General features: G+C 71.4%; 10 protein-coding genes and 1 tRNA gene. 3 read left to right on the forward strand and 8 right to left on the reverse strand.

Annotated elements, in window-relative coordinates; translation table 11 throughout:
* Position 1: 1 nt before the first annotated feature.
* The 3 genes from AC13HU_RS19560 to AC13HU_RS19570 all read right to left on the reverse strand — a co-directional run bounded on the left by AC13HU_RS19560 (position 2) and on the right by AC13HU_RS19570 (position 2,740).
* Entirely contained in the window at positions 2-979 is a 978-nt protein-coding gene (locus tag AC13HU_RS19560) for a ribose-phosphate diphosphokinase (protein ID WP_483043197.1), read from the reverse strand.
* Between the two features lie 145 nt (positions 980-1,124).
* Positions 1,125-2,588, reverse strand: coding sequence for a bifunctional UDP-N-acetylglucosamine diphosphorylase/glucosamine-1-phosphate N-acetyltransferase GlmU (gene glmU / locus AC13HU_RS19565; protein WP_483043198.1), 1,464 nt, complete (start codon positions 2,586-2,588; stop codon positions 1,125-1,127).
* An 80-nt stretch (positions 2,589-2,668) separates the two neighbouring features.
* Positions 2,669-2,740 (reverse strand) — tRNA-Gln (locus AC13HU_RS19570).
* A gap of 279 nt (positions 2,741-3,019) precedes the next feature.
* Between AC13HU_RS19570 and AC13HU_RS19575 the strand changes: the two genes are divergently transcribed.
* The 3 genes from AC13HU_RS19575 to AC13HU_RS19585 all read left to right on the forward strand — a co-directional run bounded on the left by AC13HU_RS19575 (position 3,020) and on the right by AC13HU_RS19585 (position 5,365).
* On the forward strand, positions 3,020-4,027 hold the full coding sequence (locus AC13HU_RS19575) for an acyl-CoA desaturase (protein WP_483043199.1): 1,008 nt from the start codon (positions 3,020-3,022) through the stop codon (positions 4,025-4,027).
* 7 nt (positions 4,028-4,034) lie between these two features.
* Positions 4,035-4,718 carry a TetR family transcriptional regulator gene (locus tag AC13HU_RS19580; RefSeq protein ID WP_483043200.1) on the forward strand — a complete coding sequence of 228 codons (684 nt, stop codon included), beginning with the start codon at positions 4,035-4,037 and terminating at the stop codon, positions 4,716-4,718.
* 179 nt (positions 4,719-4,897) lie between these two features.
* Complete coding sequence (locus AC13HU_RS19585; protein ID WP_483043201.1) at positions 4,898-5,365, forward strand: hypothetical protein; 468 nt, start codon at positions 4,898-4,900, stop codon at positions 5,363-5,365.
* Between the two features lie 140 nt (positions 5,366-5,505).
* On the opposite strand, the gene galK is transcribed toward AC13HU_RS19585, so the two are convergent.
* From galK to AC13HU_RS19610, 5 genes are all read right to left on the reverse strand, one after another.
* Entirely contained in the window at positions 5,506-6,648 is a 1,143-nt protein-coding gene (gene galK / locus AC13HU_RS19590) for a galactokinase (protein WP_483043202.1), read from the reverse strand.
* On the reverse strand, positions 6,645-7,643 hold the full coding sequence (gene galE / locus AC13HU_RS19595; protein ID WP_483043203.1) for a UDP-glucose 4-epimerase GalE: 999 nt from the start codon (positions 7,641-7,643) through the stop codon (positions 6,645-6,647). Before galE ends, galK begins: the two co-directional genes overlap by 4 nt.
* Complete coding sequence (gene galT, locus AC13HU_RS19600; RefSeq protein ID WP_483043204.1) at positions 7,640-8,683, reverse strand: galactose-1-phosphate uridylyltransferase; 1,044 nt, start codon at positions 8,681-8,683, stop codon at positions 7,640-7,642. Before galT ends, galE begins: the two co-directional genes overlap by 4 nt.
* A gap of 467 nt (positions 8,684-9,150) precedes the next feature.
* Positions 9,151-9,828 carry a response regulator transcription factor gene (locus AC13HU_RS19605; RefSeq protein WP_483043205.1) on the reverse strand — a complete coding sequence of 226 codons (678 nt, stop codon included), beginning with the start codon at positions 9,826-9,828 and terminating at the stop codon, positions 9,151-9,153.
* Between the two features lie 223 nt (positions 9,829-10,051).
* Positions 10,052-11,758, reverse strand: coding sequence for an outer membrane protein assembly factor BamB family protein (locus AC13HU_RS19610; protein WP_483043206.1), 1,707 nt, complete (start codon positions 11,756-11,758; stop codon positions 10,052-10,054).
* Positions 11,759-11,838: the final 80 nt, after the last annotated feature.

Below are 11,838 nucleotides of genomic sequence, written 5' to 3' on the forward strand. Positions count from 1 at the left end.
GTTAGTGGGTGTCCTCGAAGAGCTTGGTGACCGAACCGTCCTCGAAGACCTCGCGCACCGCGTTGGCGATGGTCGGCGCCATCGACAACACCGTGATCTTGTCGAGGTCGGTCTCCGCCGGCGTCGGCAGCGTGTCGGTGAAGACGAACTCGCTGACCTTGGAGTTCTTCAGCCGGTCCGCGGCAGGTCCGGAGAGCACTCCGTGCGTGGCGGTGACGATGACGTCCTCCGCCCCGTTGGCGAACAGCGCGTCCGCCGCGGCGCAGATGGTGCCGCCGGTGTCGATCATGTCGTCGACCAGCACGCACACCCGGCCCTTGACGTCGCCGACCACCTCGTGGACCTTCACCTGGTTGGCGACGTCGGGGTCGCGGCGCTTGTGCACGATCGCCAGCGGCGCGCCCAGCCGGTCGCACCAGCGGTCGGCGACCCGGACCCGGCCGGCGTCCGGGGAGACCACGGTGAGCTTGGCCCGGTCCACCTTCGCGGCCACGTAGTCCGCCAGGACCGGCAGCGCGACCATGTGGTCCACCGGGCCGTCGAAGAAGCCCTGGATCTGGTCGGTGTGCAGGTCGACGGTGAGGATGCGCTCGGCGCCCGCGGTCTTGAACAGGTCGGCCATCAACCGGGCCGAGATCGGCTCGCGGCCGCGGTGCTTCTTGTCCTGCCGGGCATAGCCGTAGAACGGCACGATCACGGTGATGCTCCGCGCGGAGGCCCGCTTGAGAGCGTCGACCATGATGAGCTGTTCCATGATCCACTGGTTGATGGGGCTGGTGTGGCTCTGCATCAGGAAGCAGTCGGCGCCGCGGGCCGACTCCTCGAACCGCACATAGATCTCGCCGTTGGCGAAGTCGAAAGCACGGGTGGGCACGAGCTCGACACCCAGCTCGTATGCCACCGCCTCCGCCAGATCGGGGTGGGCGCGGCCGGAGAAGAGCATCAGCTTCTTCTCACCGGTCGTCTTGATCCCGGTCACTGCACCGTCTCCTAGGTGTTCGACTGGTGTTCGGCACAGCGCCGCCCCAAGTCGGGCGGGCTGGCGGAATTGTGTGCACCACACACGGTACGCCCCATCCGGCGCACCTGTGCACCTCACGTCCGGCCGATGAGACGACCCTCACTCACTCCTGTGCGCCGGGCTCGTCGCCCTGCTGCTGTGCGCGTTCGGCCGCCTGCGCAGCGGCACTGCCGGGCCGCTTGCGGGCCACCCAACCTTCGATGTTGCGCTGCTGACCGCGGGCGACGGCCAGCGAACCGGACGGCACGTCCTTGGTGATCACCGAGCCGGCCGCGGTGTACACGCCGTCGCCGATCACCCGGGGGGCGACGAACATGTTGTCCGCACCGGTCTTGCAGTAGCTGCCGATGACGGTGTGGTGCTTGGTCTCGCCGTCGTAGTTCACGAAGACGGTGGCGGCGCCGATGTTGGTGTGGTCGCCGATGGTCGCGTCACCCACATAGCTCAGGTGCGGCACCTTGGTGCCCTCGCCGATCGCGGCGTTCTTCATCTCCACGTACGTGCCCGCCTTGGCCCTCGCGCCCAGCCGCGCACCCGGCCGCAGGTAGGCGTACGGACCCACCGACGCCTGCTCGCCGATCTCGGCGTGGTCGGCGACCGCGTGCGAGACCCTGGCGCCCGGGCCGACCGAGGTGTCGGTGAGCGTGCACTCCGGGCCGACCTCGGCGCCCGCGGCGATGCTGGTGGCGCCGAGCAGCTGCGTGTTGGGGTGCACCAGCGCGTCGGGCTCGAAGGTGACGGTGACATCGATCCAGGTGCTGGCGGGGTCCACGATGGTGGCGCCGGCGAGCATGGCCCGCTCCAGCAGCCGGTCGTTGAGCGCCCGGCGGGCCCGCGCGAGCTGCACCCGGTCGTTGACCCCGGCGATCTCGTGGTGGTCCGCGGCGACGTACGCGCCCACCCGGTGGCCGCCGTCACGCAGGATCGCCAGGGTGTCGGTGAGGTACTCCTCGCCCTGCGCGTTGTCGGTGGTGAGCTTGCCGAGCGCCTCCGCGAGCAGCCGCCCGTCGTAGGCGTACACGCCGGAGTTGATCTCCTTGACCGCCCGCAGCGCGTCGCCGGCGTCCTTCTGCTCGACGATCGCGGTGACCTGGCCGTCCGAGCCGCGCACGATCCGCCCGTAGCCGGTCGGGTCGGGCACCTGGGCGGTCAGGACGGTGACCGCGTTGCCCTCGTCGCGGTGCGCGGCGGTGAAGGCGGCCAGCGTCCGGGTGGTCAACAGCGGCACATCGCCGTAGGTCACCACGACGGTGCCGTCCAAGGCGGCGCCGCGCCGGGCCAGCTCCGCGAGGCCGATGCGTACCGCGTGGCCGGTGCCGAGCTGCTCCTCCTGCACGGCGGTCAGCGCCTGCGGGTCCTGCTCGGCGAGGTGCGCGGTCACCTGCTCGCGGCCGTGTCCGACGACCACCACCAGGTGCTCGGGGTCCAGCGCGCGGGCCGCGGCGACGGAGTGGCCGATCAGCGAGCGGCCGCAGATCGAGTGCAGGATCTTCGGAGTGGCCGACTTCATGCGGGTGCCCTCACCCGCGGCGAGGATGACGACGGCAGCCGGGCGGTTGGGGCTCACGCGGGAGACTCCTCGGCTTCGGGGCTTCGGGTGCTGGACAACCGCAGCTTACCGAGGGTGTGGAATCTTCTCCCGATCCGCTCCGCCGCCAGGACTCGAACCCGGACTTAAGGCACCAAAAGCCCCAGTGCTGCCAATTACACCACGGCGGATCAACTCGACTTGCCGGACCCGTTTTCGGGGTCCGCCGGGCCGGACGGAACCATCATGCCGTACGACACGGGGTGGACGCGACGCCGTTGTGGGGTAAAGATCCACTCGAACGACACCCGACAGGGAAGGTGACCCTTACCCGACTGGTCCTGTCGCCCGCCTGAAGCCGCTGCAATACTTACGGAGGCGTAGGTTGTGCGGCACACGGCCCCTGCGCCGTGCAAGCGACTTTCCCACCAGCCCATATTCAGTCCCCCTCCTCTCCCCAAGGGACGCACATGACCACACAGACGGACGTGATCACCGAGTCCCCGGAACCCGGGTCCTCATCAGGACAGGGATCGCCGGTGCCAAGTGCCACCCGCGGCGGCGAGAGCAAGCGATCGATCGAGCAGATCTCCCTGCTGCTCTTCATCTGCATCCCCTTCGTGGCGCTCGCCGCGGCGGTGCCACTGGCCTGGGGACGCGGGATGAGCTGGTTGGACGTCGGCCTGATGGTCGTCATGTACTTCCTCGGTTGCCACGGCATCACCATCGGCTTCCACCGGCACTTCACGCACGGTTCGTTCAAGGCCAACCGCCCGCTGAAGATCGCGCTCGCCATCGCCGGCTCGATGGCCGTCGAGGGCCCCGTCGTGCGCTGGGTCGCCGACCACCGCCGGCACCACAAGTTCAGCGACGCCGAGGGCGACCCGCACAGCCCGTGGCGATACGGCGAGACCCTCCCCGCCCTCATGAAGGGCCTGTGGTGGGCGCACATGGGCTGGCTCTTCGACGAGGAGCAGACCCCGCAGGAGAAGTACGCGCCCGACCTGATCAAGGACCCGGCGATCCGCCGCATCTCCCGCGACTTCTGGCTGTGGACGGCGACCTCCCTGCTGATCCCGCCGCTGGTCGGCGGCCTGGCCACCATGTCGTGGTACGGCGCGTTCACCGCGTTCTTCTGGGGATCACTCGTCCGGGTGGCCCTGCTGCACCACGTCACCTGGTCGATCAACTCCATCTGCCACGCGGTCGGCAAGCGGCCGTTCAAGTCCCGGGACCGCTCGGGCAACGTGTGGTGGCTGGCCGTGCTGTCCTGCGGCGAGTCGTGGCACAACCTCCACCACGCCGACCCCACCTCCGCCCGGCACGGCGTGCTGCGCGGCCAGGTCGACTCCAGTGCCCGCCTGATCCGCTGGTTCGAACTTGCCGGCTGGGCCTCCGACGTCCGCTGGCCGGACGCAGCCCGGATCGAGTCCCGCCGCCAGGAGAAGAACCGGCAGGACGTCGACGAAGCGGCATGATGAGCCGGTGAGCGAGGGCGAAGACGGAAGAACCAGGCGGTCCTCCGCCCCGGCGGGCCCGAGCGCGCGGCGCACCCGGCGGGTCCGGATGACCGGCAAGGAAAGACGCGAGCAACTCCTCGACGTGGGCCGGGTGCTCTTCGCGGAGCGCGGCTACGAGGGCACGTCGGTGGAGGAGATCGCGCACCAGGCGGGGGTCTCCAAACCCGTCGTCTACGAGCACTTCGGCGGCAAGGAAGGGCTCTACGCCGTTGTCGTCGACCGTGAGATGCGCCGCCTGCTCGACATGGTGACCGGCGCACTCACCGGCGGCCACCCCCGCGAACTCCTCGAACAGGCCGCGTTCGCCCTGCTCGACTACATCGAGCAGTACACCGACGGGTTCCGGGTCCTGGTGCGGGACTCCCCCGTCGCCCAGTCCACCGGCACTTTCGCCTCCCTCATCAGCGACATCGCCACGCAGGTCGAGGACATCCTCGGCCACGAGTTCGAGCAGCGCGGCTTCGACCCCAACCTCGCCCCGCTGTACGCGCAGGCGTTGGTCGGCATGGTCGCGCTGACCGGCCAGTGGTGGCTCGACGCCCGCCGCCCGCCGAAGGCCGAGGTCGCCGCGCATCTGGTGAACCTGAGTTGGAACGGCCTGTCCGGCCTGGAGCAGCAGCCGCGGCTGATCGGCCACCGCAAGAGCTGACCCGCACGAGCCGACCCGGCACGGTCCGCGGCGGGGCACGGCAGGCCGAAACGGGTCGAGCCGGGCCAAGGCCGTTCGGCCGCAAGCCCGTTCACGCCGGAGCGGACCCGTTCCCACCGCGTGCGAAGCCGGTCCGGGAACCGGCTCCGCACGCGGCGAACGTGTGGTCGACTGGTGCCGTGGAAGCTGTCTGGACAAGTGCCGTGGCGGTCGCCGGCACACTGCTGGGTTCGGTGCTCACCTACGCCTTCCAGCGCCTCGCGGCCGGTCGCAGCGAACTGTTCGCGCGGGCCGAGGCACTCCGCCAGGAACGCGTGACGACGTACAGCGCATACGCCACCGCGGTCGAGGAGTACCGCCACGGCCAGTCCACCCGCTGGCACTTGAGAGCGCAGCACCCCGACGGCGAGGCGTATCTGCGGGTACGGGACGAGGCGCACCGGCTGCGGACCGCCACCCGACAGGCGCTCTACCGGGTGAAGTTGCTCACCGACCGGCCGGACGTGGTGCTCGCCGCCGAGCGGGCGTACCGGTCCACCTGGGACGTGTCCAACGCGACGGACCAGGAAGAGCACGACACGCGCGACGAGTCGGCCCGCCGGGCCATAGAGGCGTTCGTCGCCCAGGCCGCGCCGCTGGTGCGCTGACCGCGCCGCGCCGCGCCCACCACACCACGTCCCACCACTGCACGGCACTGCGCGCTCCACCAACTACACGCGGCGGCGCACATGCGACGGGCGGCGCCGGTCTGCCCGGCGCCGCCCGCGTCAACCCGTGTGCTGCGTGCCTACCAGAGGCGGCGGGCCCCCGCGGAGGGGGCGATCGTGAAGTGCCGGGACTGCGGGAGCGCCGCCGACACCGCCTCGGTGATCCGGTTCAGGTCGCCCGCTTCGAGCAGCACGATCGCCGAGCCGCCGAAGCCGCCGCCGGTCATCCGGGCGCCGAGCGCGCCCGCGGCCAGCGCGGCGTCCACCACCAGGTCGAGTTCGGGACAGGAGACCTGGAAGTCGTCGCGCAGCGAGACATGCCCCGCGCTCAGCACCGGGCCGATCTCGCGGACCCGGCCGGCGTCGCAGAGCGCGAGCACCTCCTCGACCCGGCGGTTCTCGGTGACGACATGCCGGGTCAGGCGGCGCAGCCGGTCGTCGGGGAGCGCGGCGAGGGCGTCGGCCAGGCCCTCGAAGGGCACGTCGCGCAGGGCGGGCAGGCCGAGCGCGGCGGCGGCGGCCTCGCAGCCGGCCCGGCGTTCACCGTAGGCGCCGTCGGAGTGCGCGTGCTTGACGCGGGTGTCGACCGCCAGCATCGCCAGCCCCGCGGCGGCGAGGTCCAGCGGCACCTGCCGCTGGCCGAGGCCGCGCACGTCGAGGTGCAGGGCGTGGCCGTCGGTGCAGCAGGCCGAGGCGGTCTGGTCCATGACGCCGACCGGCGCGCCGACGTAGGTGTTCTCGGAGGACTGGCACAGCAGCGCGAGGTCCTGCCGGGAGATGCCCTGCACGCCGTGCAGTTCGGTGAGCGCGAGGGCGGTGACGACCTGGAGCGCCGCGGAGGAGGACAGCCCGCCGCCGACCGGGACGCTGCTGTCGTAGAGCAGGTCGGCGCCGCCGATGTCGTGGCCGGCCTGGCGCAGCGACCACAGCACGGCGGCCGGGTAGCGGACCCAGCCGGGCGTGGTGCCGGGGGCGAGGTCGGCGATCGCGAGTTCGACGGTGCCGCCGTCCATGTCCGCCGAGTGCATCCGCAGCAGCCCGTCGTCGCGGCGGGCGACGGCCGCGCGGGTGACGTACGGAAGCGCGAACGGCATCGCGTAGCCGTCGTTGTAGTCGGTGTGCTCGCCGATCAGGTTGACCCGGCCCGGCGCGGCCCACGCGCCCTCGGGTGCGCGCCCGAAGACGTCCTTGAACGCGGCCTCGAATGCGGAGTCGTCGGTCATCGTATGTCGCCCTCCCCGAGCGATTGAGCGAAGTTCCAGGCGTCGCGGACGATGCCGGCCAGGTCGGTGCGGCTCGGCTGCCAGCCCAGCCGCTCGCGGGCGCGGTCCGCCGAGGCGACCAGCACCGCGGGGTCGCCGGGGCGGCGCGGCTGCGAGGTGGCCGGGATCGGGTGGCCGGTGACCTGGCGGACGGCGTCGATGACCTCGCGGACGGAGAAGCCCTTGCCGTTGCCGAGGTTGCAGATGAGGTGCTCGCCGGCCGGGGCCTTGTCGAGGGCCAGCAGGTGGGCCTCGGCGAGGTCGGCGACGTGGATGTAGTCGCGCAGGCAGGTGCCGTCGGGCGTCGGGTAGTCCTCGCCGTAGACGGCGATCGACGGGCGGCGGCCCTGGGCGACCTGGAGCACCAGCGGGATGAGGTGCGACTCGGGGTCGTGGCGCTCGCCGTGCGCACCGTAGGCGCCGGCCACGTTGAAGTAGCGCAGCGAGACCGCGGACAGGCCGTGGGCGGCGCACTCCCCGGTGATCATGTGGTCGACGGCGAGCTTGGTGGCGCCGTAGGGGTTGGTGGGGGCGGTCGGCTCGTCCTCGGTGATCGGCACCGTGGCGGGCTCGCCGTAGGTGGCGGCGGTCGAGGAGAAGACCAGCTTGCGCACGCCCGCGGTGCGCATGGCGGCGAGCAGTTCGAGGGTGCCGGCCACGTTGTTGCGCCAGTACTTCTCCGGGTTCGCGACGGACTCGGCGACCTGGGAGGACGCGGCGAAGTGCAGCACCGCGTGGTAGGAGCCGTCGAGCACCTTGCCGGCGTCCTGGACCCGTCCCTCGACGAACTCGGCGCCGGCCGGCACCCCTGCGCGTACGCCGGTGGACAGGTCGTCCAGCACGGTCACCTGGTGACCGGCCTCGACCAGGTACGCGGCCACGACGCCGCCGACATAGCCGGCGCCCCCGGTGACCAGCAGCTTCTTACGTCCGGGGGACCCGGTGGATTCGGTCACTTCGTGGCCACCTCTCGCAGTCGCAGCGCCGCGGCCTCCGGCGGCACGTCGTTGACGAACACGCCCATGCCGGATTCGGAACCCGCGAGGAACTTCAGCTTGCCCGAAGTGCGGCGAATGGTGAAAAGCTCCAGGTGGAGGGCGAACTCCCGGCGGTCGGCCGCGGTGAAGGGCGCCTGGTGCCAGCCGGAGATGTACGGGGTGGGCGGCTGGCCGGGGCCGAAGATCCGGTCGAAGCGGCGCAGCAGTTCCAGGTAGATGTGCGGGAACTCGGCGCGGGCGTCCTCGTCGAGGCCGAGCAGGTCGGGCACCCGGCGGTTGGGGTAGAGGTGCACCTCGTACGGCCAGTGCGCCGCGTACGGGACGAACGCCGTCCAGTGCTCGCCGGCCAGCACGATCCGGCTGCCGTCGGCACGCTCGTCGGCGAGCACGTCGTCGAAGAGGTTGCGGCCGGTGGCCGCGCGGTGCTCGGCGAGCGAGTGCAGCATCAGCGCGGTGCGCGGGGTGGTGAACGGGTACCCGTAGATCTGCCCGTGCGGGTGGCCGAGGGTGACGCCTATCTCCTCGCCCCGGTTCTCGAACGGGAAGACCTGGACGACGCCGGGCAACTGGGACAGCTCCCGGGTGCGGTCGGTCCACGCGTCGAGCACCAGGCGGGCGGCCTCGGGGGTGAGGCTCGCGAAGGACGCGTCGTGGTCGGAGGTGAAGCAGACCACCTCGCAGCGGCCCTTGTCGCCGGTGAGCGAGGGGAAGCGGTTCTCGAAGACGACGACTTCGTAGTCCGCGGCCGGGATCTCGGTCTGCCGGCCCTCGCGGGAGGGGCACAGCGGGCACTGGTCGGCCGGCGGGTGGTACGTACGGCCCTGCCGGTGCGAGGCGACGGCCACGCTGTCACCGAGCAGCCGGTCGAAGCGGGTCTCGGTGGTGGTGGCCACCGGTTCGAGCGGGCGGGGGTCGACCGCGTCGCGGACCACGGCGTCAGCTGAGTCGTAGTAGATCAGCTCACGGCCATCCGCGAGCCGGGTCGGCGTCTTCTTCACCTACGGCACCTCACACCACGATCACTCAACACGCTTCCAACAGAACCGCACACAATGAATCACAACGCAACAGAACAGTCAATGCCGGGGAGCTACGAAGTCGTATAGCTTCGTCACGATGGGGGATCTGGTCGCAAAGGACCACGGCAGACCGCAGCGGGGCACAACCAAACAAAGCCGAACAGACCACGACGCAACGGCAGCGCAGCCGGAGCGTTTGAGCTCCGCATGGGTCCTCCCGGGGCGGCGGAGGCCCCACGGCCGCGAAGGGACAGGAGGAACGGCGCGGGGAGCCAACCACCGACAGGCCGTCCCGCCACCGACGCAGCAGGGCGCCTCAGCGGGTCAGGGGCGGCCCGGGGGGTTGGCACACCCGGCGCCAGAAGCCTCCCAGGGGCGCGGGGCCACCCGGGGCCAGGAGCCTCCCAGGGAGTCAGGCGCGCCCGGGGGTCAGGGGTGGCCCTCGCTCATCGCGTCGGCTCTTCGGCCGCCCGCTCCAGCAGCCCGGTACGGGCCGCGAGGGCCGCCGCCTCCAGCCGGGAACCCACGCCCAGCTTCATCAGCACCCGCTGCACATGCGTGCGCGCGGTGCTCGGCGCGATCCGCATCCCCGCCGCGATCACCCGGGTGTCCTCGCCCTCGGCGACCCGCACCAGGACCTCGACCTCACGCGGGGTGAGCATGTCCAGCAGCCGGGCGCCCTCGTCGTCGGGCTGCCGGGCCGGGTTGAGCAGCTCCGCGAAGGCGCCCTGGAGCAGTTGCTGGGCCACCGCGACCTCGCCGGTCCTGGCCTTGGCCATGGCCCGCTCGACGCCCTCGATCCGCTCGTCGTGCCGGACGTACCCGGACGCGCCGGCCGCGAAGGCCGCGGCGATCCCGCGCGGGTCGGACACCGGGCCGAGCACCACCACGGCCACCGCGGGCCGCTCCCGCTTGATCCGCGCCACCGTGTCGAACGCGCCGGGCTCGGCGGGCGCGGCGGTACCGAACAGGCACACCTCGGGCGCCCTGCTGAGCACCAGCTCGGCCGCACCCGCGGCGGGCGCCGCAGCCGCCAGCACGCGGTGCCCGCGCAGTCTCAGAGCCGAAGCCAGCGCCTCGGCGAGCAGCCGGTGGTCGTCGACCACGACGAGCCGTACACCCATCTCGGGTCTCCCCCATCCCCTGCGGCCCCGACGGCCGCCGGTCCCGGTCCCCAGTCCATACCGCGACCGGACCGGTCCCAACCGCGCCCCTGCACGGAAGCACGCGCCCGCCGCGAAAATACCCGCTTCCCGGCGCCGCGCGCGCCCCTGGCGGTGGAAACGTGACACGGTCCTACGATCGGACCGCCCGGCGCGCCAAGGATGTTCCCGGGCGCGCCCGCGATCATCCGTACACGACCAGGTACTTCTGCCCGGTTTCGCCCGAATACACGGTCTTCGACGCGAGGTAGAGCGTGTTGTCGTGCCACACCATGTAGCGGGAGTCCCCGACGGAGTCCAGTTTGTCCTCCGCATCGCTGCCGAGCGTCGCGTACGTGCTCAGCGTGCCGTCGGCCGGATCGAGGGTGACGAGTTTGCCCGGCTTTTCGTACTGCGGCGTCTCGTACCCGAGCACCTTGCCGTCCTGGAAGCCGATGCCGTCGATGTCGTAGTTACCGGTCGGCTTGGTGACCCACTTCTGCTTGCCGTCCGACAGGTTGAAGGCCGCGATGCCGCTGAGCACGTTGCCGGAGCCGGAGAAACCGCCGTCCAGCGTCAGGTAGACGGTGTCCTTGTCGACCAGGACGTCGTGCACGGACTGCACCTCGGTGCCGTCCTCGTCGATCTTGTACTTCTTGGTGCCCAGCGACACCCGCGACTGCAGCCGGCCGTCGACGATCGTCGCCACGTCGGTGTAGGTGGTGTCCTGGGTGCCGAGCAGCACCACCACCGGGTCGGTGGAGACGACCGCGCTCACCTGCAGGCCCTCCGGCGCGGCCCAAGTCCACTTCGGGGCACCGGACTTCGCCGGATCGACGAGTTGCACCTTGTAGGAGGTGTCGTAGCCGCAGTTGAGGATCGCCACGAACTGCGCGCCGCCCGCGTACCCGCCGTCCCTGCAGTCGTCGCCGCTGTCGCCGTCGCCGCCCTGCCACAACTTCGTCTGGTCGCTGAGCCGGTAGCCGATCGAGCCCTCGCCCCAGGTGACGCCGACCGCGTCGCCGCTGACCGCCATCTCGGAGAAGTGGAAGTCCGGCGAGGTGTCGCCGCCGGGCAGCTCCACGGTCCACAGCATCTTGCCCGTGGCCATGTTGATCGCCATCACCTTGTCGCACTCGGCGCCGTACTGGATCGCCGTCATGTCGTGGTACGAGTCACGCGCCGCGGTGCACTCCGAGCCGGAGACCGCCGGGATCGTCCACGCCTGCGCGCCGGTGCCGATGTCGTACCCGACCACCTGGTTGATCTGGTTCTTCACCACGTACTTGTCGGTGAACCAGACGCCCAGCGCGTCCTTCAGGTTGTCCTTCTTCGCGACGGCGTCGGCGTCCTTGTCCCACTTGAAGTCCAGCTGGGACTTGTGCCCGGCGGTGGTCGGACCACCGCTGGTGCCACCGGAGTTCGCCTGCGGCTTGGGGTCGTGCTTGCCGTCGCCGCCCTTGGTCGCGAAGTACACGCCGCCGACGATCACCAGCACCGCGGCCACCACGGCCGCCACGATGATCACCAGCTTGTTCTTCGACCCGCCGCCACCGGGTATGCCCGGCTGCTGACCGTACGGCGGCTGACCACCGTACGGGGGCTGCTGGCCGTACTGCGGCGGCGGCGCCTGCTGCGGGTAGCCGTACGGACCGGCCTGCGCCGGCGGCTGACCGTACTGCGGCTGGCCGTATCCGGGCTGCGCGTAACCCTGTTGGGGCTGCGGCGGCTGCGGGCCGGGGTAGCCGTAGCCGGGTGCGGGCGCCGACGGGGGAGGCTGCGGCGGCTGTTGGGGTTGCAGCTGCTGTTGCTGCTGCGGGAAGGCGGGCTGGGCGGGCGCCGCGTACGGGTTCTGGCCCGGGGGCGGCGGCGAGGCGTACGGGTTGTCCGGCTGCGAAGGGGGCGGCGGCACAGCTCCACCGGAGCCCCCGTACTGGGGCGGATTTCCGGGGGGCGGGGGCGGCTGCGACATCAGCTGGTCCTTCTTCGGGC

It is taken from the genome of Streptomyces sp. NH27 (genome assembly GCF_056859195.1).